The following is a 20,942-nucleotide window of genomic DNA, read 5'->3' on the forward strand; positions in this document are numbered from 1 at the left end:
ATGAAATGTAGATAAAGTGGCAATGGCGGCATGTGTGAGCCGCCGCGCCTAAACCCTTGTCCATGATATATGGAAACGCAGGCCGCGAAGATACTCATCGTCGATGACGATACCGCCTTTCAGGGCATGCTCCGGGAAGCCGTGGGCGAGAAGGGCTTTGCCGTGGAGAGCGCCTATTCCGCCGAGGAGGGAATAGAGAGAGCTTCGGGCGAGGCTTTCGATCTGGTCCTGCTCGACGTGCGTCTGCCGGGCATGACGGGCATCGAAGCCATCCCGCGTTTTCGCGAAGTCAGCCCCTCCACCGAGATCATCATAATGACCGGCTACGCGGAAAAGGATTCGGCCGTACAGGCCATTCGGCGCGGAGCATACGATTATTTCACCAAACCGTTCTCCCTCTCCGAAATGGAGATCGTCATCCGCCGGGCATTGGAGAAGCGGCGGCTGCAACGCCAAGTAAGTTCGTTGCGCCGGGCGCTCGATCGCGAGGGGCCGCTGGCCCGCCTGATCGGGCAGGGCGAAGCCATGTCACGGGTCAAGGATTTGCTCGAACGCGTCGCACCGCTTGACTCCACCGTGCTCATCACCGGCGAGACCGGCACCGGCAAGGAACTCGTGGCCGATACGGTCCATGCGCTCTCGGCACGGGCCGAGGGGCCGTTCGTCAAGGTCAACTGCGCGGCCATCCCTGAGAATCTGCTGGAGAGCGAACTCTTCGGGCACGAAAAAGGGGCTTTTACCGGCGCCCTTCAGATGAAGCGCGGCAAGTTCGAGCTTGCCGCGGGCGGCACGCTACTTCTGGACGAGATCGGCGACATGCCCTTGCATTTGCAGCCGAAGCTCTTGCGAGCCGTGGAGCTGAAGCAGGTCGAGCGCGTGGGCGGGACAAAGGCATTGGCCTGCGACGTGCGCATCGTGGCCGCCACCAATGTGGATCTGGCCGACCAGGTCCGTGAGCGCAAGTTCCGCGAGGATCTCTACTATAGGTTGAACGTGGCCTGTGTCCACCTGCCTCCGCTGCGTGAGCGCAAGGAGGACTTGCCTCTTCTGGCCGAGTACTTCCTCGGCCGTCTCGCCGGGAAGCTTAAGACCGGGCAACCACGCCTGGGACCGGGCGCGTTGCGGGCCATGTACGAGTACGACTGGCCGGGCAACGTCCGCCAACTGGCCAACGTCTTGGAGCGTGCGGCCATCTTCCGTCGGGGCGACGAGATCACGGCCGAGGATATCGATTTTGGGCGGGGCGTGGGCCAGGCCCCGGCTTCGCCGCAGGCCTCCGCGCCTTTGGAGTCTCCTTTACCGCTGCGCGAGGCCGTGAATCTCTATGAGAAGAACCTTATCCTGACCGCGCTTCGCCGGGCCAACGGCGTGCAGACTGAGGCGGCCAAACGCCTTGGCGTTTCGGCCAAGAATCTCTGGAATAAGCTACAGAAGCACGGCATCGACCCCTCCGAATCAAGCCGCTGAAAAGACGCCGCCTGCTGCGTTGCCGCGAAAGCGTCGGAGGCCGACGTGCACCAAGGCATGCGCGAGGCGTCGGCGCCTTCTTGCGTTCTGCGTCTGTCGTCCATGAAAAGACTTGCGATAGAGGCGTCAGCCGCTCCCTCCGGGCAAGTTCATCCTATCAATCCCTTTTTCGTGGATTGATCTCCAAATGCAAGATTTGTCCGGAACTGTATTCCGACGGCGCTTTACGTCCGCGCGATGCACTGTTCTGGGATCGTCGTTCATTTGTCTGGATCCACGATTTATAGACAAAGAGAGGCGTCGCGCAGTGCGGCGCCCCTGGCTCACCGGGAGACATGGAATGCTGGAAATATTGCAAACTTCTGAAATAATATGGATTATTGTTGTCTGGTAAACTTTTGGTCGCATGTCTCGCTCCGTTGGCACGGGCATTGCCTTGTGTCGAGCGTACCCACGGGAAGGAATCCGCACCAACCGGGAACAAAAACATTTCAGGACCAAAAAAGGAGAAGACCATGAAGACCATCATCACGAAGCTCATCCGCAACGAAGAAGGCGCCACCGCTCTGGAATACGGCCTCATCGCCGCCCTCATCGCCGCCGCCATCGTCGGCGCCGTCACGGCCCTGGGCACCAACGTTTCCAGCACCTTCACGGGCATCGCCGACAAGATGACCGTGGGCGGCTAAGCACGACTTCGACGACGCGAAAAGGCGGCGTCCCGGTGCGAGGGGCGCCGCCTTTTTCAAGCCTCATCGTTTTCGCGCGAACCTAGGGGGAGACATGGACATCGCGCTCACGATCTTTCTTTCCTGCTTACTCGTCGCTGCCTGCATCACGGACCTCCGCGAGCAGCGCATACCCAATCTTCTGACCTATCCGGCCATGGCCATTGCGCTTGTGGCTCATGCTTTTCTGCCTGGCGGGCAGGGTGTCGTCTTCGCTCTGGCCGGACTCGGTGTGGGCGGTGGATTGATGCTCGTGCCGTTCCTGTTTGGCGTCATGGGCGCAGGCGACGTGAAGCTCATGGCCGCCGCCGGAGCCGTTCTGGGGGCGTCGGCTGCGCTCTCGGCCTTCGTGCTGACGACCCTTCTGGGCGGACTCTACGCCCTGTTCGTGCTCTGCCTGCACCGCCGCATCTTCGCGGCCCGCCTCAGGGCCTACAAGGATGCGGCCGTCGTGGCCGCAGCCACGGGCTCCCTGAACATGCCCGAGCCCGATCCCGCGCAGCGCCTGCCTCGTCTTTGCTACGGCCTGGCCATCGCGGCCGGCTGTTTCGCCCACATGCTTCTGGCCGCAAACGACAAAAGTCTGATCTAGCCGGGGCCATGGGCGGGAGGAAAATGGAATGAACAAAGGAAAGGCGTTTGCACAGATCGGAGTCGCCGTACTCCTGGCCTGCGTGGCTGGTTTTCTGGCCCTGCGTTGGATGAGCGCCACCAAGCCCGAGCCCCAGGTCGTGGAAATCCAAAAACCCACCGTGCCGGTGGCCGTGGCCGTTCGCATCATATCCCCCGGCACCAAGCTTGGCCCGGACATGGTCAGGATCGTGGATTTCCTCGAAACCAGCGTGCCTGACGGCGTTTTTGCCACGGCCGAGGAGGTCGTGGGACGCATAGTCCTTTCTCCTGTCAGTCAGGGCGAACCCATCACGCGCTTCAAGCTGGCCTCCACCGAGATCGGCATCGGCGGCGTGAGCGCGCTCGTCAATCCGGGCATGCGGGCCATGGCCGTCAAGGGCAACAGGGTCATGGGCATCGCGGGTTTCGTCAATCCGGGGAACCGCGTGGACGTGCTCGTGACTCTGGATCACGACGGTCAGGGCGGAGCGCGCGACAAGCCTGTGAGCAAACTTGTGCTTGAGAACGTCCTCGTTCTGGCCACGGGCGAGAAACTTGAGGCGGACGAAGAAGGCAAGGTTGCGCCGGTGGACGTCTACACGCTCGAAGTCTCTCCGGAGCAGGCCGAGCGTCTGGCCCTGGCCTCGCTTAAGGGCGAACTCAATTTCGCTTTGCGCGGATCGCTCGACAACGACCCCGTGTTGACTCCGGGCATGGACCTGCCGCGCGTGCTCCAGGCCCACAAGCCGCGACCCAAGCCTACCGGCGGACAGCCCACCCGGCGCGTGGAACTCATCACCGGGGCAAGTCGCACGGTCGTAGCGTTCTAGGAGTATGGTCATGCACGTCACACGAATTCTTTTCGGCCTGCTGCTCGGCGCGAGCCTGCTACTCGGCTCGATCGCCCAGGCGCATGCCCAGTCGGGACACCTCGTTCCGGCGCGTCTCGAACTGGCCGTGGGCCGTTCAATGGTCATCGCGGCTCCACAGAATGTGGAACGCGTTGCACTGTCCTCGCCAGAAGCGGCGGACATTCTGCTGCTCACCCCGCGCCAAATCTATCTCAGCGCCAAGAAGGCCGGTTCCGCCACGCTCACGCTGTGGGCCGAAGCGGGCCGCGTGGTCGCCGTGCATGAACTGGCCATCATCCCGGACGTGGCCCCGCTGAAAGAGGCCCTGCACCGGGTCATGCCGCATGAGACTGGCATCCACGTTCTGGCGGCGGGCGAATCCATCACGCTTTCCGGGACGGCTACGAGCCCTGGAGCCGTGACCTCGGCCCTGGCCCTGGCCGAAGCCTACGCGCCGGAAAAAGTCATCAATCTTTTGCAGATCGGCGGCGTGCAGCAGGTGATGCTCGAAGTTCGCGTGGCCGAAATGACCCGCTCCCTGGCTAGGCGGCTTGGCATCAACCTTCAATACGCCTTCCAGAACCAGTTGTTGTTTTCCACCATGCTCAACCAACTTACCAGGCTGCAAGCGGACGGCACGACCTTCTTGAACGAGGAGGTCAACGCCTTTTACCGCTTCAACAAAGGGCAGGGTGCCTGGACCGGGTTCATCGACGCGCTGAAGGAGAATGGCGTCATCAAGGTTCTGGCCGAGCCGAACCTCGTCTGTCTTTCCGGCGAGAAGGCCGACTTCCTGGCGGGCGGCGAGATTCCGGTGCCTGTACCTTCGGGCCTTGGCACCGTGTCCATCGAATGGAAGCCCTTCGGCGTGGGACTGGCGTTTCGCCCCACGGTCCTTGGAGGGTCCCGAATCAACATCGAGGTCAAGCCCGAGGTTTCGGAGCTCGACTACGCCAACAAGGTCGAGATCCAGGGATTCGTGATCCCGGCCATCCGGACCCGCCGCGCCACGACCATGGTGGAGTTGGAGAGCGGGCAGAGCTTCGCCATCGCCGGTCTCATAAACGACAGCATGCGCGAGGCCAATTCCCGCTTCCCGGTGGTGGGCGACATTCCCGTGCTGGGCAGCCTCTTCAGCAGCAAGGAATACCAGCGCAACGAGACCGAGTTGGTGATCATCGTCACACCACATCTGGCCAAGCCGATGGACATGGCCTCCCAGAGACTGCCCACGGACGGTTTCGTGGAGCCAAGCGATGTCGAGTTCTTTCTCTTCGGCGATCTCGACGGCGGCAGGCTCGCCACGCGTCCGGCTTCGGCCACCGTGCCCCAGGCCGGGCAGGCTTCCGGCGGTTTCGACGGACACTTCGGTCCGGCCATGAGCCGATAAGGAGATTTCCATGCGCATCCTGCTCTTCGTTCCCGCGATTCTCCTGGCTGTCGGCGCCACGTCATGCGCCATGCGGCCATCGACGACCACGGGCGAATCCACCCGCCAGATCATGGCCGCCCAAAAGGCCGCACCCCTGCCCGTGCCGCCCACGGCGGTGGAGGGCATGGACGGCGCCAAGGGCGCAGAGGTGATGAAAAACTACCGCAAGACCGAGAAGACCGCGCTCGAATCGCAGGTTTCGGGTGGAGGCGGCTCCGTCAACCTGCAGATCAACTAGGAGAAGGCCATGGACCGCCAGAGTATCCCCCTGACCCTGTCCGTCAAGGACGAGAGCCTCAAGCAGGCTCTGGCCACGGCGGTGGCTGAAAACCCGCGTTTCCGGCTTCTTGGCCGCGACGATCACGCCGAGGGTGCATTGCTCGTATTTCAGCCGGGCGAAGACATCCAGGCCGACTTCGCCAGGTTGGCCAGAGCCGTGGCGCGCGGCGTCGTGCGTGACGCATTTCTCGTCACCGGGTGCGACGACCCTCGGGTTCTCGTCGATGCGATGCGCGCGGGCGCGCGTGAAATCCTGCTCCTGCCGCTTCGCATCGAGGAGTTCGAGGAAGCCCTGCGCCGTTACGCCTCGTCCCAGGTTCTCGTCTCGCGGCCGGGAACCGCGGGCGAAGCCGCCGCGACAGGACAACGCATCGCGGTCATGGGCGTCAAGCACGGGCTGGGAACCACCACCCTGGCCGTGAACCTGGCCGCGGGGCTTCGCGCCTCGCACGGCGTGACGCTCGTGGACATGGCCCGGCCAAGGCCGGAAGTCCCCTATTTCCTGGACGTCGAATACGCCTATTCCTGGGCTGAGGTCGCCCGCTCGCCGGAGCGCTGCGACAGCGCCTTCTTCGAGGGGCTGCTCGCGGAACACGCCTCGGGCATCAACCTGCTGCCCGGGCCCACGGACGCGGCCGAGCAGGCCATGCTCAACCCGGATGTGGCCGAGGTCATCGCCCGGCATGCCTGCGCCGGTCAGGGGCATGTGGTCATCGACCTCTCCGCCGACCTTGACGATGCCGCCCTGGCGGTGCTGCGGCGCGTGAACAAGGTTTTTCTGACCATGGAGCTGTCGCTGCCCTGCCTGGCCGCCGCGCGCGAAGCCTTGAAGACGCTGCGCGCAGCGGACGCGGCATTGGCCGAAAAGGTCAATCTGGTCGCGGTGCGCTGCCATGGACAAATGGAGATCGGCGCGGCCGAGGTGCGAGAGGTGCTCGGCCTGCCGCTGGCCCTGACCCTGCCGGAGGACCCGGCCTGCCTTTCGGCGCTCAACAAGGGAATTCCGCTTCTGACCGCCGACCCCAAGAGTCCGTATGCGCGGGCCGTGTCGCGGCTGTGCCACGATCTTCTTCCTGCGGAAAAAGGAAAGCGATCGGGAGCCCTGGGACTGCTCGGACGGGCCTCGGGATTGCTCAAGGGCCGGTTCTCCAGGCGAAACGGCGAGAAGGTCGCTGCTCGCGGCGAAGGGCCCGGGACCGTCCAGTCCGGGATGGGCGCGGTCTAGGGAGGATTCGACATGGACATCACCGCCCGTCTTCTTCGTGCCGAAAAGGCCACGACCGCCACGGCGGCGAAGCCTGAACAGCGGCCGACACCCGTTGCCGGCGACGGGCCGAAGGCGGCGCAGTCCTTTGTCGCGCGCACGCGCGACGCCGTCCCGGTCAAGCAGAGCCAGTCGGCGGCCCGCCCCGCGCGCGAGGCCGACGAGGGCTACCACGAGCTGAAGACCAAGCTGCACGACAGGCTCCTCGATCTGCTCGACCTCTCGCTTCTGGAGACCACGCCCGAGGCCGAGGTGCGGGCCGAGATCAGCCGCCAGACCGATCGCATCCTGCGCGAGGAGCACGCGCAGGCCCCGCTTTCCATCCCCGAGCGCCGCGCCCTGATCTCCCAGATCCAGGACGAGGTGCTGGGACTCGGGCCTCTGGAGCCGTTCCTGAAGGACGATACGGTCAACGACATCCTCGTGAACACGTATCGCAACATCTACGTGGAACGCAGCGGCAAGCTCGAGCTGACCGGAGCAAGGTTCAAGGACGAGTCCCATCTGAAGAAGATCATCGACCGCATCGTTTCGCGTATCGGGCGACGCATCGACGAATCCTCGCCCATGGTGGACGCGCGCCTCATGGACGGCAGCCGCGTGAACGCCATCATTCCGCCCCTGGCCGTGGACGGCGCGTCCATGTCCATCCGCAAATTCTCTCGCGATCCCCTGGAACTCGATGATCTCATCAACTTCGGGGCGCTCATCCCGCAGATGGGCGAGGTGCTCAAGGGCATCGTGCGCGCCCGGCTGAACATCCTCATCAGCGGCGGCACCGGCTCGGGCAAGACCACGCTTTTGAACGTACTCTCGCGCTTCATCCCGGCCGACGAACGCATCGTGACCATCGAGGACGCGGCCGAGCTTCAGCTCAAGCAGACCCATGTGGTCCGCCTGGAGACACGGCCGCAGAACATCGAGGGACGCGGCGAGGTGACGCAACGCGATCTGGTCAAGAACTGCCTGCGCATGCGGCCCGACCGGATCATCATCGGCGAGTGCCGCGGCGCCGAGGCGCTGGACATGCTCCAGGCCATGAACACCGGCCACGACGGTTCGCTGACCACCATCCACGCCAACACGCCGCGCGACGCACTCATGCGTCTTGAAACCATGGTCTCCATGGCGGGCATGAACCTCGCGCCGGTGGCCATGCGCCGCTTCATTAGTTCGGCCGTGGACGTCATCATTCAGGGCGCGCGCCTGGCCGACGGCAGCCGCAAGGTCATCAGCTTTCAGGAGATCACCGGCATGGAAGGCGAGATGATCACCATGCAGGAAATTGTGCGCTTCGAGCAGACCGGCATCGGCGAAAAGGGCAAGGTGCAGGGACATTTCCGGGTCATGGGTGTGCGGCCGAACTTCGCCGCCCGGCTGGAGTCCATGGGCGTGCGACTGGCCGAAAACGCCTTCGCGCCGCAAATCTTCCCGATCCAGGGAGGCTGATATGGGTTGGCTCCTGCTCGTATCCATCGCCTTGGCCGTTTTTCTGGCCGTGAACGGGGTTTTGGGCCTCATGCGGGCCCGGGCCGACGCGCGCGACGCAGCCAGGCAACGGATGGACCGCCTGGTGCACGAATCGCTCGGCGCCGGGGCGACGAACCTTTTGCGCGCGGACGCCATGGCCCGCCGCGCCGGACTTCTGGAAAGGCTGGTGGGAGGCGGCGACCTGCGCGATCACATCCGCCGTGCCGGGATGAGCGTGTCGCCCGGATTCGTGCTGCTGATCATGACCGTGTGCGCGGCCGTCCTCGGAGTGCTCGCCTGGGTCTTCGCCGGTGTCGTCGCTGCCATTCCAGCCGCGCTCGCGGGGCTGTATCTCCCCTATGCGGTGATCAAGGGCCGGGCCAAGGCCCGCATGGAGCGCTTCACGCGACAGCTTCCCGACGCGCTGGACCTCGTGGGCCGCGCGCTCAAGGCTGGCCACGCTTTTGCCGGAGCACTGCGCATGATCGCCGACGAGTGCGACGATCCCATCGGGCCGGAATTCGCCGCCACCCTGGACGAAATCAACTACGGCCTCTCCGTCGAGCAGGCCTTGGCCAACCTTTTGCGCCGCGTGGATTGCCCGGACCTCAAGTTCTTCGTGGTCTCGGTGAACATCCAGCGCGAATCCGGCGGCAACCTGACCGAGATCGTGACCTCCATCGCCACGCTCATTCGCGAACGCTACAAGTTGGCGGGCAAGGTCCGGACCCTCTCCGCCGAGGGCAAGCTCTCCGCGATCATTCTCATCTGCCTGCCTTTCGCAGTGGGCCTCATCCTTTACCTGATGAATCCGGTCTACATGAGCGTGCTCTGGGAGAAGGACATCGGCAGGCTGATGCTCATGGGTGCTGGCGTGAGCATGTTCAAGGGCGTGATCTGGATCAGAAAGCTCGTGAACATCCAGGTCTAGGGAGGAACGGGCAATGGATTACACCGTCTTGCTGATCGTGGGCGCGGCCGCCGTGTCGGTCTTCATGGCCGCCATGGGCATTCTTGGGCTTGCGCGCGGCGGCGGGGCCACGCTCAACGTTGTACAGCGCATCGAAAGGGCTTCCGGACGCGCGGTCGCGGCATCGCAGACAGCGGAGCCGACGGTGCATCTGAGGCTTGGGCGCTGGCTGTTCGACCAAGTCCGCCAACTCGGCGAGCGCATCGCTCCCAAGGACCGCACCACGTTGAGCGAGGAACGAGTGCGTTTTCTGCAAGCCGGACTGCGGCATCACCAAGCGCCGTTGGTCTTTTTGGGCGCCCGTCTGGCGCTGATGATCGTCTTTGTCTCGTTGGCTTTTCTGCTTCCGGTGCTTTTCCCCAATCCCGCGCTCAAGCGTTTTCTTTTCCTCTTTGTCACCTTGGGCGCGCTCATCGGCTACGCCGTGCCGGGCATGTGGCTCAAGTCGCGCACGACCGAGCGCAAGCGTACGCTCCTGAACGAACTGCCCGACGCGCTCGACCTGCTCGTGGTCTGCGTGGAGGCGGGCATGGGCCTAGATCAGGCCATCGAGCGCGTCTCGCGCGAGGTGGCCACGAGCGCCCCCGAAATCAGCAAGGAGCTGAAGCTTCTGACTCTGGAGCTTCGCGCGGGTAAGAAGCGGCACGACGCCTTGCGAGGGCTGTCCCTGCGCATCGGCCTCGACGACGTGGACGCGCTGGTCACATTGCTTGTGCAGGCGGATTCTTTCGGAACGTCGGTGGCCACCACTTTGCGCGTCTATTCGGAGACCATGCGCACGCGCCGCTTCCAGCGGGCCGAGGAAACAGCGGCCAAGCTGCCGGTCAAGCTGCTCTTCCCCCTTGTACTGTTCATCCTGCCCGCTCTCTTCGTGGTCATCGTGGGCCCGGCGGGTTTGCAACTCATGGACGTTTTCGCCCGCATCAATCCTTAGGGCGAGAAGGAGATACCCATGCACGCCTCATCATCTCTCATTCGTTGCCTGGCAGTCCTTATTTTGCTCGCGGCCCTTGCGGGCTGCGCCGGAACCGGCATGAGCGAAGGACCCAACTCCATGCGCGACTGGCTTTTCGCCCTGGACAACCCCGGCGCCGAAATGAGTTACGAGCAGCATCTGGCCATGGGCCGCACCATGCTCGAACACGGCGATTTCAAGGAAGCTGCGTTTCACGCCGCCAAAGCCGGAGAAAAGCGGGCCGATGGAACTGAGGCGATTCTTCTCGCGGCGGATATCCAGCGTCGCGCGGGGCAGACGCAGGAGGCCATGGAGAGGGTGTCCCAGGTGCTCGCGCGTGAGCCCGACAACGCGCAGGCGCACCTTTTGGCTGGGCGCATCTATATGGCCGTGGCTCTGGACGATGAGGCCATGAGGCATCTGGAAAAGGCAGTGCGCGGCAAGGACGCCTTCGAGGCCAACATGCTACGCGGCATGATCTATGATCGCAGGCAGGAGCACGCCAAAGCCGCCCAGGCCTTCGAGGCCGCCTTGGCCGAACGCCCAGGCAACGCCGAGGCCCTGAACAATCTCGGCGTCGCGCGGATGATGCAGGACAGGCTCCCCGAGGCGGTCTCGGCTTTTTCGGAGGCCACGCGCATCGCCGGAGCCAGCGCGCGGGTCTGCAACAACTTGGGCCTGGCCCTGGCGCGGCAAGGACGCACTGACGAGGCGTTGCAGGCCTTCTTGTGCGCGGGCACACCCGCCCAGGCGCACAACAATCTGGGCTACGTTCTCTTCCTCAAGGGCGATTACGACGCGGCCTTGGTGCACCTTGAGCAGGCCGTGGCGCTTTCCCCCGTCTTCTATCCCCAGGCCAGCGAAAACCTGAAGCGGGCGCGTTTGGCGGCGGTTCACAGCCCCCGCCCGGCGTTTTCCGATCAGGCCTTTGGCCGGATTCCGGAGTCCGGCGGCCAGCCAGACAAGCCCCGCAACGCTAAGCCCGTGTTCGTTCCGGCGACGCTGTCCGTCGAATCCGTGGCAGCCGTTCCCGCGCCCGTCATTCATGAAAAATCGGCGCAGCCGAACGCTCCCGCAATCCTGGCTTCCGAAAGGACTGCCGTTTTGGAGCAGTCAAAAGCTGTAGAACCCGCAGAAGCCGCGATGAAGGGGGCCTCCCCGACTCCAGATGAGACGGCGGTGCTTGAACCGGCTATCCCGGCTGTGAAGGTCGATGCCGTGAAGCCGGTCGCCACACCGGGCGTGCAGGCGGCGACGACCTCCGGCGAGGCCAAGTGGGCTCTTTTGCTCAGTTCCTGGAAGAGCGAGGAGGCGGCCCGCGCCCACTTCGAATCGCTCGCGGCCAAAGGCGTCGAGGTCGAATTGGCGCGCGCCGATCTGGGCGAGAAGGGCGTGTGGCACCGCGTGCTGTTCGGACGTTTCGCCACGGGAGCCCAGGCATTGGCCGCCAAGGAATCCTCCCCCGAGGGACTCGCTCTGGGCCAGAGCGTTCCGGTGCGACGCGAGGGTGTGGTTGAGAATTCCTCCACGTCCCGGCTGGCCGAGAGCGTGAAGAGTATCTGACGCGCTTTCGCCGCGCGAGGAGGCGAGGAAGGATTCCCGGGAGGAAGGCCGCCGAGGCGTTTGCATACGGCGGCTTTTCTTTTGGGCGGATGCCACGTACACTTATCATGGCGTGAGTGAGGCCGAAATCCAGATGTCGCAGAGCACACCCGAAGCATATCGAATTCTGGCCGTGGACGACGACGAGGTCGTTCTGAGCCTGTATCGCGACATTCTGTGCCTGGAGATGGAGGGACCCCGGCTCCTCGAAGCACTGGCCGAGACAAAGGGAAGGAACGTCACCAGGCAGTCCGGTTCCGGCCAAGGATTTGATCTGACGTTGTGCCAGACGGGGGACGAAGCAGTCCGGCGTGCGAGGGAGGCGTTGGACGAGGACAGGCCCTACGCCGTGGCACTCATCGACGTGCGGCTTGCGGCCGGAACCGACGGTCTTGACGCCGCAGCCCGCATCCGTGCGCTCGACGCGAGTGTTGAGATCGTCATGGTCACCGGCCAGGCGGACATCTCGCTGGCTGAGCTCAACCGCCGCGTGCCACCGCCCGAAAAACTCCTGTACTTGCAAAAGCCTTTCAAGCCCCAGGAGTTGCGACAGCTCGCCCTCTCGCTGTGCACCAAATGGCACGTCGAACGCCAGTATCAGGAGATGAGTTCCATCCTTTGGCGCACGGTGGAGGAACGCACGGCCGACTTCGAGAGGGTCAAGGGCGAGCTCAAGCAGGAACTGGCCGAACGCACTCAGATGCTGGCCCGCCTGCGCATCAGTGAGGAGCGGTATCGGCAACTTTTCGACGAGGACATCACCGGCAATTTCGTGGCCAGCCCGGACGGGCGCATCCTGGCCTGCAACGAGGCATTTGCTCGCGCCTTCGGCTTCGAGACTCCAAGCCACGCCATTGGTTTCGCCATCAGTGATCTCGCTTTCGGAACGCTCGGCGATGGTTCGGTCGGTGTCGTTCTGCCTGCGGAGGGCTCGGTGCGCAATATCGAGACTTCCTATCGCAGACCGGACGGCAGCATCGTCTGGCTGATAGGCAGCTTCAACGGTGTTTTCGACGAATACGGCAAGCTGATCGAGATCAGGGGTTACTTTTACGACATCACCGAGCGTAGGAAGCTTGAGGAGCGGCTGCGCTTGGCCCAGAAGATGGAAGCCTTGGGTACCCTGGCGGGGGGAATCGCCCACGATTTCAACAACATTTTGGGAGCTATTCTTGGCTACGCCGAGATAGTTCTTGATTCCGCCCCTTCCGGCACGCCTCTGGAGCGCCGCATGCAAGGCATCGTCACCGCCGGGCAGCGAGCCCGCGATTTGGTGCGTCAGATCCTCAACTTCAGCCGTCAGGGCGGGCAGGAGCGCACGCCGCTGCATGTCATTCCCCTGGTCAAGGAAGCGCTCAAGCTGCTTCGTTCGAGCCTTCCCGCGAACATCGACATCCGCCTGCGTCTGGAGACCTCGGACGACCTCGTGGCGGCCGATCCGACGCAGATGCACCAGATACTCCTCAACCTGTGCACCAACGCGGCTCACGCCATGCGCGACGCAGGCGGCCTGCTCGAAATTTCGCTGGCGGACGAGGTGGTCGACGAGGACAAGGCGCAGGGCATGCCGAGCCTCACACCAGGGGCCTATCTGCGCGTATCCGTGCGCGACACCGGGCACGGCGTCAAGCAAGAGATCTTGGACCGCATCTTCGATCCGTTTTTTACCACCAAGCGGCCTGGAGAAGGAACGGGTATGGGCCTTTCGGTCGTCCACGGCATTGTCGCCGCTCACGAAGGCGCGGTGACCGTGCAGAGCGAGCCGGGAAAGGGCACTGTCTTTCACGTTTTACTGCCCAAAACCGACGCCGCCGCCGAAATGGAGCCCGCACCGGAGATCGCGCCGCTCGCGGGAGGCGGACGGGCGCTCTTCGTGGACGACGAGTCAGCGCTTGTGGAGATAGGCTTGGAGATGCTCAAGGCTCTGGGCTACGAGGCGGAGGGTTTCACGGACCCCGAAGCGGCTTTGGCCCATTTTTCCGAATATCCGGCCCGTTTCGATCTGGTTGTCTTGGACCAGAACATGCCCCGACTTACAGGGTTGGAACTGGCCGCAAGGTTGAACGCCATCCGGCCGGGAATACCGGTTTTGTTGTGCACCGGGTTCAGCGAGGCCATTTCAGCCGAGTCGCTGGCCGCCGCTAATGTCAGCGATCTGCTCATGAAGCCGCTCTTGCGCGGCCGTCTGGCCGAGAGCCTGCACCGGCTCGGCGCGACCGGAATTCCCGCCGTCACATCCTGAATCTGGCAGCTCTTGAAATGAGGCTGTCCAGGCGACGATCCGGGGTTAAGGCCTGCGGCCTCAGCTTGCGTCCAGGCTGTAGGAGATGCGCGAGCGCAGGTTGAGGTAGTCGATGATTTCGCCGGGCAAATGGCTCAGACGGATGCTTTTCTCGATGGTCAGGTCCGGCTCCTCGGCAAGATCGATGATCAGAGCCGACTTCTTGGGAATGTCCGGGGCATGGACGAGCACGTTCGGGAAGAGTTGGTTCTCGGGGTTTACCGAAACGACGAGACCGATGGACCCGTTCGAGAGCTGAACGACCGTCCCGGGAGGGTAGACGCCGAGACAGCGGATGAACAGCGGGAGCAGATCAGGGTCGAAAAGTTCTTTTTGCTGGGTGAACATGAACGAGAGAGCCTGATACGGAGTGTAGGATTCCAGGGGATCGGGGTGGTTGCAATGGTTGTCGTAGGTGTCGGCCAACGCCAGGATGCGCGCGGCGGTCCCGATCGCGTCGAGCGTGAGTTTTCGTGGGTATCCGGAACCGTCGGCCAGTTCGTGATGCTGAGCCACGGCTTCGAGGGCCATGGCAGGAAAATCCGAGGTCCGGGCGAGTATTTCCACGCCCATCCGGGGATGCCGTTCAACGACGGCGCGTTCGGCCGGAGAGAGCGTCCCACGTTTGCGCAGGAGCTTCTTTTCGATGCGGGCCTTGCCGATGTCATGGAAGAGGGCGGCCATGCCCAGGGCGTTCATCTCTTGTCCGGTCATGCCGGCCTTGTGACCGAGCATGAGGGAGAGGACGGTCACGTTCATGGCGTGGAAATGAATGCGCTCGCCCTGGTTCATGACGTTGACGAGGTGCAGGGTCGATTCGACGTCCGAGAGGAAGAACTCGGTCATGTCGGCCACGAGCTTGGCTGCCTCGGCCATCGAGGAGACGCGCTCGGCCAGGATGCCCTGTGTGATTGCGGAGACGTTTTTGACCGTCGCGGCGTAGCGTTCTTCGCAGCGCGCCAAGTGTTCACGCTTCTTTTGCAGCCGTTCGGCCTGGGCCTTTTTCTTGCGCCATAGACTGTCCATGGCGGCTTCGGTTGCAACCGGTCGTTTTTTGGGGGGCGGGCCGGACTCCTCGCGGGGGCGGCCGGGCAGACGCTCGCTTTTTTCCGGGACGCAGATCACCTCTTTTATGCCGAGGTCGCGCAGGATCGCGATCTGCTGTTCGCTGGAAATCTTGAAGCTGTTGAAGAGGAAGGGATGTTCAAACCAGCGGATGTTCTCGAGACGGATGAAAACACCCGGCTCAAGCTGGTCCACGCTGACGCGGTATTCTGGGAGGTTGAATTCGGCCATTCGTGCTTGTTTTCCTTGAATTTCAGAATAGCCCTGGAGCGGGCAAAATGCAATGAAATCGGCGTCGGGTTAGGCAAACTCCGGGGTGGAGCCGGACTTGTGCTTCGGGCGTGATGGCGTATGATTTCATGAACCAATAGCGGTCAAAGACCGCCGCATGGAGGACGACGTGCGCATGCTGATCGTGGATGACAGCAGTTCGGCGCGGTGCTTTTTCAAAGGAGTTCTTGATCATCATGGATCATGCGACCTGGCGGGCACCGGCCTGGAGGCCGTGCAGATGGTGGAGCGCTCCATACAAGCCTGCGATTTCTATGACCTGGTACTCATGGACATCATGATGCCCGAAATGGACGGCCTGTCCGCGACCCGTGCCATCCGCGAGATGGAGGACGCGTCTGGGCTCGGCGAGTCGGAGCGGGCACGCATTGTGATCGTCTCCTGCCTTTCCGACCGGGAGCACATGATCGACGCACAGTACGGCTGCGGGGCTGACGCCTATCTAACCAAGCCAGTCGATCCTGGGGCCATCGAAGAGATGCTCATCAATCTCGATCTGGCTGAGAATCCTCACGATTTACGGGACGAAGTGTGAGCAAAGACGGAACCGCGTCATCCGTTTGCTTGCCGACGGCCTATCTGGGGGTCGGTCAGGGGGGGATGTATGACGAGCCCTGCTTGGTGCGCACGGTGCTCGGATCGTGCGTGTCGGTCACTTTTTTCGCGCCCACGGACGGGCTTGCTGCCATTTTTCACGCCCTTTTGCCTCGGGCAGAGGATCACCGGGAGGTGACCACCGCCACGACCTGCTTCAAGTACGTCGATACAGCCATTATCGTCCTTTTTGATGAATTCAGGCTGCGTGGTGTGCCCAGGAATCGCATCGAAACAAAGGTGTTCGGCGGCGCGGGTCTCATGCAGGGCAAGGGATTCGAGGTGGGAAGGCGAAACGTCGAATCCGCGTTCGCAACGCTCGATCGCCTGGGGGTGCGCGTGAGCGCTTCCAGCGTGGGAGGAGCGATGGGGCGCAAACTCGTCTTTCGCACCGATACGGGCGAGGCATTCGTCAAGCGTATCAACTCGCCCTTGCTGCCCACGATCCAGGAGTGAGTTGCGAACGGACGTCCCTTGGCCGACGTCCTGGGCGGGCGCTTCGCGCGCCCGACGGGCGCGGTGATCGCGCAGTCGAAACCAGGTTTTTTCGTCATTTCCGGAGGAGCGTGCGAGGCGGACGAACGCGGATTTGCGTTATCCCGGTCCTGATCTTGTGACCCTGGCGACTATCCATCGCGAACCATTGGCGTCCATCACTTTGTAATGATTGCCTATAAAATATTGGTGCCGTCCGCATGTTTTGGTTGACTACCCAATCAGTTAGGGGTAGACGAGACTTGTTTGGGTAAACAACCAAGGGCGACAGTCATGGATGCGGACAACGTTTCAAGCCGGGACAAGATATTGCACGCCGCCCGCGCCCTGTTCGGGGAGCTTGGCTACGCGGACACGACGTTCAAGCGCATCGCCGAGAAATCCGGCGCTGCCCTCGGGCTCATTACGCATTATTTCGGGAGCAAGGAAAAGCTGTTCGTGGCTTCGAGTCTTTCCGTGCTCGACGAGTTGGAACAGGCGGCTCGGGCCGGAGGCGCTGGAAAACCGTCAGGGCTCGATTCGGTCATCGGCTTCGTGGCTGCGTACTTCGCCTTCACACTCAAGGCCGGACAGGACTTCATGATCCTCGTGCGCTGTTCTCCATATAGCGATCTCAAGGGCGACGTGAACAAGGACGACATCGTCGGACGGTTTGAAGGCATGATCAACGAACTGTCACGACTCCTGAAGCTGGGTATGGAAGACGGGAGCGTAGTCCGCGCCGAGCCGTTCCGATTGGCCACTGTCATTTTCGCGAGCATCGTGGGTTCCGTGCGCACGAGGCTCCTCAGTCCCTACTGCCCGGACAACTATTTCGACGAGGCTCTCGCCTTCATCAGGCGTGCCGTGGCTGCCGACACCGGCTCGGAGGTTTGACATGAACGATTTGCTTCCTGCCATGCTGGTCAGCGCGTACATCGTTGCTCTCAAGAATCTCGTGGAGCAGTTTCGTTGCGGACAGGCCGAGCACATGGACCGGCTGACCGCGTGGTGCCTGGCGAACCAGGACGGGCGCGGGCGTAAGCCCTGAGCCGGATCGTCTCCCGGTGGAGACGGCGGTCGCAGGGATTGGGGGACAGGGCGGCCGTCTTCGCGCGGCGCGGCAGGTTTTTTGGGTGGGAACGTTCAACCGCCCACTGGAGCGATGCCCAGCCGGCCGAGGATTTCGGCGAGACGCCCCTTGAGGTTGGTGGTGGTCTTGGCCAGAGCCTCGACGTTGATGACCGCCAGGATGTCCACCTTGGGCTCGGCCTGTTCCCACGCCTGGATAAGGGTCTGCTCAAGCTCCCGCTCGATTTGGAGCATCCGCATGAGGCCGTAGAGTTCCTTGGCGTTTCGGGACGTGAAAATGAACGCTCCGGGCCGCTCCTTGTCGGGGTCGAAAAGCTTGGCGCGGCGGATGCGCGTGAGCCCGGCAGCCGTGAGGCGTTCGATGCCCGGTGCGGGTACCCGCCGCGCCCGCGCCGTCTTCAGGACGACCTTTCCGCCTTCATCCGCCAGCCGTTCCTTGAGGATGGACAAAAACCGCCCTTCAAGCAGGGCGTGAATGGTCCGATACAGACTCTCCGCCTCGAAGTTCTGCACCGTCTCCCGGTAAGGTCTGGGGTCCGTGATGCCAAGCGTGCCAATGCCCGCGGTGAAGTCGTCGCGGACGATGTCGTGGATCAAAACGCAGCCCACGGCCATTGCCGTGACCTGTTCTCGGACGAATTCGAGGCGGGCGGTCTCTTCGGGGGAGACCCCGTCGTTTCCCGCAGCGGCGCGTTCCTTGATGATTTCCAGAAACTGTTCGGCCACGACATCCATGCACACGATCGCCGCCGTGTGCAGTCTTTGCTCCCGCGTCATGCGGTCGCCGAAGACATCCTGCTCCGAGGCCAGGGCCTCGAAGACGAGTTTTCGCGCCAACACTCCCTGAGGGTTCTCGCCTATCTCCTCGAACGCCTTTTGGACACGCGTTTTTTCAATTTTTCGGCCATCGCCCTTGATCTGGTCCAACATGCTGTCGAACGGAAACTGCACAACGAGCGTGTTTTGCTCTTTGCGTAAGCTGTAGCGCTCTTCGCGGATCATTCGCTCGTGACTTTCGTCGACCCGTCGTGCGATGAAACCGTCCAAAAGCTCTTTCCAGTAGCGATCGTTCATTTCCAGGCGCTCTGTGGCCTCGTCCATGATCTCGATGGCGCCCTCTCCGAAAAAGGAGATGAGGGCTTCCTCGAAATTGTCGTGGATCAGCGCGGCGGAATAGACCGCTCCTTGAGCGCATTTGATGAGGACCGCCTCATTGTTCACGATCTGGGCCCGGAGCGAATCGGCCAGCGCGGCATCCCGTCCTTGCCCGGCCTTGCCGTACTGGGTGAGCAAATGCAGGAAGGTCGCTGTACAGCGCTTTACGAATTCATGTGCCGGGTGGGCGTTCGAGCGGTAGCCCAGGGTGTTGATGACGCCGTTTTGTTGAACCTGGAGCAGGGGGAATTCGTTGATGCGGTTCTTGTTGATGCGGATGAACTCAAGGAGCATCTCGCGTTCCATGACGTCGCGCAATGCACCCCTTTCCTTGAGCAGCGCGAGCTTACGCAGATAGGCCGCTAGCCGGTCGTGGATTTCGGCTGGAGGGGAGGCGTCTTGTTCCTGGGGCGTCACGGTCGTGTTCTGCATCCTTTCGCCGCGGAGAAATCCGGATTTAGGGGGGAAGGCGGCCCCGTTCGTTTTCGAAACCGTTACACCAGAAGCCGGAACATGAGAAGACCTGATCTGCGGCGGTGCGAGCAGGTGCGTTTCGGTCTCGGACCTTTGGCATATTGAACCCGGAACGAAAAGGACGTAAGAGGACGGGGCCTTTCCACGTCCAAACGAAGAAGCCGCGCATGACAACGAAACAAACCGTCCCGGCCGTTCCCGACCTAAGCGCCGTCACCGTCATCGTCATCGGCGACGTGATGCTCGATCAGTACATTTGGGGGGAGGTCAGCCGTATATCGCCCGAAGCTCCCGTGCAAATCGTGCGCGTGGCGCGCAAGACCTATACTTTGGGCGGCGCGGGCAACGTAGCCGCAAACCTTGCAGGGCTTGGATGCCGCAGCGTCTGCATCGGGCTTTGCGGCTCGGACGAGCCGGGTCGCGAACTGCGCAGGACTTTTGCTGACCTGCCCATCGCGGTGTGTCTTTTCGAGGAGGATGGCAGGCCGACCACCGTCAAATCCAGGGTCATGGGGCGTGGGCAGCAGCTACTCAGGCTTGACGAGGAGCATACGGCCCGGGTGGACGACATTACGGCGTCGCGCATTCTTGAGGAGTTCATGACGTATCTGCCTTCGGTCGATGCGGTGATCTGCTCCGATTACGGCAAGGGCGTCTTTTCCGGGATGCTCGCCTACGACATCATCTCCGCGTGCAAGGCGCGGGGAATTCCCGTCCTTGTAGACCCCAAGGGCGGCGATTGGACGCGCTACCAGGGGGCCACCTGCATCACGCCCAACACGGCGGAGTTCCTTCAGGTCGCCCAGTTCGACCCCACCGACGAAAAGGATCTCGATGCCCGGGCGGGCACGGCCATCAACGCCTTCAGCCTCGATCAACTGCTCGTAACGCGCGGCGCGAAGGGGCTTTCGCTCTTCGTGCGGGGCCAGGAGCCTTGGCGTATCAAGGCCGAGGCGCGCGAAGTCTTCGATGTCTCGGGCGCGGGGGATACTGTCATCGCCACCTACGCGGCCGGGCTCGGCGCCGGCCTTTTGCCGCGCGACGCCGCAGCCCTGGCCAACGCCGCCGCAGGCGTCGTGGTCGGAAAGCTCGGCACGCAGCCCATTCTGCGTTCTGAGCTTGAGGAAACCCTGGTGCGCCGGGAGTTCGGCACGGCCCACAAGATCAAGCCCCAGGAACGGGCGCGGGCCATGGTCGAGACTTGGCGTGGGCAAGGTTCGCGTATCGTCTTCACCAACGGCTGTTTCGATCTCCTGCATGTGGGGCACATCGACCTTTTACACAAGGCCGCCGCGCTCGGACAGCGCCTGATTGTGGGTCTCAATACCGACGCCTCGGTGCGCCGCCTGAAGGGTGACGCCAGACCCATTCTTCCCGAACACGAACGGGCCGCCCTGCTTGCGGCGCTCGAATGCGTGGATCTGGTCGTCCTCTTCGATGCCGACACGCCGCTCGATCTCATCGCCGCGCTCGAACCCGACGTGCTCGTCAAGGGCGGTGACTACACCGTGGAGACGGTCGTGGGCCATGAACTCGTCCTGGGTCGCGGCGGCAGCGTAGAGATCATCCCCCTCGTCCAGGGCAAGAGCACCACGGATCTGCTTGCCCGGATCAAGACGTAAACCCGTTTCAGGCTGCTGGAAAAGCCCCATCTGCTGGGTTGCCGCGAACAGTTCAAATCCTCGTGCAGGTCAAGCTGCGCGTGGCGTGAACTTTTTTGTGCCTTGCATTTGTGACTTTTTGAGCAGCCTGGACGATAGATTGTGTCAGCAAGCTCTGAACCATTTCGCAGCCAGGCAACTGACCCGCGCGTTTGGCCTGAGGCCTTTGACCCGGCGTCGCGATCGCTTTGCGCAGCCGCTTGCAGCAAGAGCGTCGTGAAATTG

Annotated in this window: 20 protein-coding genes; 17 read left to right on the forward strand and 3 right to left on the reverse strand. The window is 62.8% G+C overall.

Translation table 11 applies throughout. The annotated features are described in order from the left end of the window. Nucleotides 1-69 precede the first annotated feature (69 nt). Nucleotides 70-1,467 carry a sigma-54-dependent transcriptional regulator gene (locus DSAT_RS10705; protein WP_020887531.1) on the forward strand — a complete coding sequence of 466 codons (1,398 nt, stop codon included), beginning with the start codon at nucleotides 70-72 and terminating at the stop codon, nucleotides 1,465-1,467. 157 nt (nucleotides 1,468-1,624) lie between these two features. Here the strand turns inward: DSAT_RS10705 and DSAT_RS15435 are convergent, their stop codons facing one another. Continuing rightward, nucleotides 1,625-1,996, reverse strand: coding sequence for a hypothetical protein (locus DSAT_RS15435; RefSeq protein ID WP_152490305.1), 372 nt, complete (start codon nucleotides 1,994-1,996; stop codon nucleotides 1,625-1,627). Between DSAT_RS15435 and DSAT_RS10710 the strand changes: the two genes are divergently transcribed. The 11 genes from DSAT_RS10710 (at nucleotide 1,983) to DSAT_RS10760 (ending at nucleotide 13,872) form a co-directional block, all read left to right on the forward strand. Continuing rightward, the gene (locus DSAT_RS10710) at nucleotides 1,983-2,156 is read left to right on the forward strand and encodes a Flp family type IVb pilin (RefSeq protein WP_020887532.1); all 174 of its coding nucleotides are present in this window, start codon (nucleotides 1,983-1,985) and stop codon (nucleotides 2,154-2,156) included. The two genes, DSAT_RS15435 and DSAT_RS10710, sit on opposite strands and share 14 nt — an antisense overlap. A 94-nt stretch (nucleotides 2,157-2,250) precedes the next feature. Then, the gene (locus tag DSAT_RS10715; RefSeq protein WP_020887533.1) at nucleotides 2,251-2,787 is read left to right on the forward strand and encodes an A24 family peptidase; all 537 of its coding nucleotides are present in this window, start codon (nucleotides 2,251-2,253) and stop codon (nucleotides 2,785-2,787) included. A 28-nt stretch (nucleotides 2,788-2,815) separates the two neighbouring features. Continuing rightward, nucleotides 2,816-3,637, forward strand: coding sequence for a Flp pilus assembly protein CpaB (cpaB, locus tag DSAT_RS10720; RefSeq protein ID WP_020887534.1), 822 nt, complete (start codon nucleotides 2,816-2,818; stop codon nucleotides 3,635-3,637). A 10-nt stretch (nucleotides 3,638-3,647) separates the two neighbouring features. Then, nucleotides 3,648-5,048 carry a type II and III secretion system protein family protein gene (locus tag DSAT_RS10725; protein ID WP_020887535.1) on the forward strand — a complete coding sequence of 467 codons (1,401 nt, stop codon included), beginning with the start codon at nucleotides 3,648-3,650 and terminating at the stop codon, nucleotides 5,046-5,048. Nucleotides 5,049-5,058: 10 nt separating this feature from the next. Then, nucleotides 5,059-5,328, forward strand: coding sequence for a hypothetical protein (locus DSAT_RS10730; protein WP_020887536.1), 270 nt, complete (start codon nucleotides 5,059-5,061; stop codon nucleotides 5,326-5,328). Between the two features lie 9 nt (nucleotides 5,329-5,337). Next, complete coding sequence (locus DSAT_RS10735) at nucleotides 5,338-6,594, forward strand: CpaE/TadZ family protein (RefSeq protein ID WP_020887537.1); 1,257 nt, start codon at nucleotides 5,338-5,340, stop codon at nucleotides 6,592-6,594. A 12-nt stretch (nucleotides 6,595-6,606) separates the two neighbouring features. Further along, nucleotides 6,607-8,082, forward strand: a complete 1,476-nt coding sequence (locus tag DSAT_RS10740) for a TadA family conjugal transfer-associated ATPase (RefSeq protein WP_020887538.1) — start codon at nucleotides 6,607-6,609, stop codon at nucleotides 8,080-8,082. A 1-nt stretch (nucleotide 8,083) separates the two neighbouring features. Beyond that, nucleotides 8,084-9,034, forward strand: a complete 951-nt coding sequence (locus tag DSAT_RS10745; protein ID WP_020887539.1) for a type II secretion system F family protein — start codon at nucleotides 8,084-8,086, stop codon at nucleotides 9,032-9,034. A 13-nt stretch (nucleotides 9,035-9,047) separates the two neighbouring features. Further along, nucleotides 9,048-10,007, forward strand: a complete 960-nt coding sequence (locus tag DSAT_RS10750; protein WP_020887540.1) for a type II secretion system F family protein — start codon at nucleotides 9,048-9,050, stop codon at nucleotides 10,005-10,007. Nucleotides 10,008-10,025: 18 nt separating this feature from the next. Beyond that, nucleotides 10,026-11,591, forward strand: a complete 1,566-nt coding sequence (locus DSAT_RS14955; protein WP_020887541.1) for an SPOR domain-containing protein — start codon at nucleotides 10,026-10,028, stop codon at nucleotides 11,589-11,591. A 133-nt stretch (nucleotides 11,592-11,724) separates the two neighbouring features. Further along, entirely contained in the window at nucleotides 11,725-13,872 is a 2,148-nt protein-coding gene (locus tag DSAT_RS10760) for a hybrid sensor histidine kinase/response regulator (protein ID WP_020887542.1), read from the forward strand. A gap of 60 nt (nucleotides 13,873-13,932) precedes the next feature. On the opposite strand, the gene DSAT_RS10765 is transcribed toward DSAT_RS10760, so the two are convergent. Continuing rightward, a complete protein-coding gene (locus DSAT_RS10765; RefSeq protein ID WP_020887543.1) occupies nucleotides 13,933-15,207 on the reverse strand; it encodes a cyclic di-GMP phosphodiesterase in 1,275 nt (424 codons plus the stop codon). Between the two features lie 175 nt (nucleotides 15,208-15,382). On the opposite strand from DSAT_RS10765, the gene DSAT_RS10770 reads away from it, so the two are divergent. From DSAT_RS10770 to DSAT_RS15530, 4 genes are all read left to right on the forward strand, one after another. Next, on the forward strand, nucleotides 15,383-15,802 hold the full coding sequence (locus DSAT_RS10770; RefSeq protein ID WP_235695949.1) for a response regulator: 420 nt from the start codon (nucleotides 15,383-15,385) through the stop codon (nucleotides 15,800-15,802). A gap of 65 nt (nucleotides 15,803-15,867) precedes the next feature. Further along, nucleotides 15,868-16,317 (forward strand): chemotaxis protein CheD, encoded by a 450-nt coding sequence (locus tag DSAT_RS10775; protein ID WP_020887545.1) that lies wholly within the window; start codon nucleotides 15,868-15,870, stop codon nucleotides 16,315-16,317. Between the two features lie 312 nt (nucleotides 16,318-16,629). Continuing rightward, a complete protein-coding gene (locus DSAT_RS10780) occupies nucleotides 16,630-17,232 on the forward strand; it encodes a TetR/AcrR family transcriptional regulator (RefSeq protein WP_020887546.1) in 603 nt (200 codons plus the stop codon). 1 nt (nucleotide 17,233) lies between these two features. Continuing rightward, complete coding sequence (locus DSAT_RS15530) at nucleotides 17,234-17,386, forward strand: hypothetical protein (RefSeq protein ID WP_020887547.1); 153 nt, start codon at nucleotides 17,234-17,236, stop codon at nucleotides 17,384-17,386. A gap of 95 nt (nucleotides 17,387-17,481) precedes the next feature. On the opposite strand, the gene DSAT_RS10785 is transcribed toward DSAT_RS15530, so the two are convergent. Next, a complete protein-coding gene (locus tag DSAT_RS10785; protein ID WP_020887548.1) occupies nucleotides 17,482-19,014 on the reverse strand; it encodes a hypothetical protein in 1,533 nt (510 codons plus the stop codon). Between the two features lie 209 nt (nucleotides 19,015-19,223). On the opposite strand from DSAT_RS10785, the gene rfaE1 reads away from it, so the two are divergent. Continuing rightward, a complete protein-coding gene (gene rfaE1 / locus DSAT_RS10790; RefSeq protein WP_020887549.1) occupies nucleotides 19,224-20,678 on the forward strand; it encodes a D-glycero-beta-D-manno-heptose-7-phosphate kinase in 1,455 nt (484 codons plus the stop codon). Nucleotides 20,679-20,942 lie beyond the last annotated feature (264 nt).

The organism is Alkalidesulfovibrio alkalitolerans DSM 16529 (assembly GCF_000422245.1).
Taxonomy (GTDB): Bacteria; Desulfobacterota; Desulfovibrionia; order Desulfovibrionales; family Desulfovibrionaceae; genus Alkalidesulfovibrio; species Alkalidesulfovibrio alkalitolerans.

Excerpts from the sequence above, each read along its gene's own strand:
- DSAT_RS15530 (WP_020887547.1), top strand. The coding sequence starts at position 17,234 with ATGAACGATTTGCTTCCTGCCATGCTGGTCAGCGCGTACATCGTTGCT.
- DSAT_RS10765 (WP_020887543.1), bottom strand. The coding sequence starts at position 15,207 with ATGGCCGAATTCAACCTCCCAGAATACCGCGTCAGCGTGGACCAGCTT.
- DSAT_RS14955 (WP_020887541.1), top strand. The coding sequence starts at position 10,026 with ATGCACGCCTCATCATCTCTCATTCGTTGCCTGGCAGTCCTTATTTTG.
- DSAT_RS10775 (WP_020887545.1), top strand. The coding sequence starts at position 15,868 with ATGTATGACGAGCCCTGCTTGGTGCGCACGGTGCTCGGATCGTGCGTG.
- DSAT_RS10715 (WP_020887533.1), top strand. The coding sequence starts at position 2,251 with ATGGACATCGCGCTCACGATCTTTCTTTCCTGCTTACTCGTCGCTGCC.
- DSAT_RS10740 (WP_020887538.1), top strand. The coding sequence starts at position 6,607 with ATGGACATCACCGCCCGTCTTCTTCGTGCCGAAAAGGCCACGACCGCC.
- DSAT_RS10705 (WP_020887531.1), top strand. The coding sequence starts at position 70 with ATGGAAACGCAGGCCGCGAAGATACTCATCGTCGATGACGATACCGCC.
- DSAT_RS10750 (WP_020887540.1), top strand. The coding sequence starts at position 9,048 with ATGGATTACACCGTCTTGCTGATCGTGGGCGCGGCCGCCGTGTCGGTC.
- DSAT_RS10710 (WP_020887532.1), top strand. The coding sequence starts at position 1,983 with ATGAAGACCATCATCACGAAGCTCATCCGCAACGAAGAAGGCGCCACC.
- DSAT_RS10725 (WP_020887535.1), top strand. The coding sequence starts at position 3,648 with ATGCACGTCACACGAATTCTTTTCGGCCTGCTGCTCGGCGCGAGCCTG.
- rfaE1 (WP_020887549.1), top strand. The coding sequence starts at position 19,224 with ATGACAACGAAACAAACCGTCCCGGCCGTTCCCGACCTAAGCGCCGTC.
- cpaB (WP_020887534.1), top strand. The coding sequence starts at position 2,816 with ATGAACAAAGGAAAGGCGTTTGCACAGATCGGAGTCGCCGTACTCCTG.
- DSAT_RS10745 (WP_020887539.1), top strand. The coding sequence starts at position 8,084 with ATGGGTTGGCTCCTGCTCGTATCCATCGCCTTGGCCGTTTTTCTGGCC.
- DSAT_RS10770 (WP_235695949.1), top strand. The coding sequence starts at position 15,383 with ATGCTGATCGTGGATGACAGCAGTTCGGCGCGGTGCTTTTTCAAAGGA.
- DSAT_RS10735 (WP_020887537.1), top strand. The coding sequence starts at position 5,338 with ATGGACCGCCAGAGTATCCCCCTGACCCTGTCCGTCAAGGACGAGAGC.
- DSAT_RS10760 (WP_020887542.1), top strand. The coding sequence starts at position 11,725 with ATGTCGCAGAGCACACCCGAAGCATATCGAATTCTGGCCGTGGACGAC.
- DSAT_RS10780 (WP_020887546.1), top strand. The coding sequence starts at position 16,630 with ATGGATGCGGACAACGTTTCAAGCCGGGACAAGATATTGCACGCCGCC.
- DSAT_RS15435 (WP_152490305.1), bottom strand. The coding sequence starts at position 1,996 with ATGATGGTCTTCATGGTCTTCTCCTTTTTTGGTCCTGAAATGTTTTTG.
- DSAT_RS10785 (WP_020887548.1), bottom strand. The coding sequence starts at position 19,014 with ATGCAGAACACGACCGTGACGCCCCAGGAACAAGACGCCTCCCCTCCA.
- DSAT_RS10730 (WP_020887536.1), top strand. The coding sequence starts at position 5,059 with ATGCGCATCCTGCTCTTCGTTCCCGCGATTCTCCTGGCTGTCGGCGCC.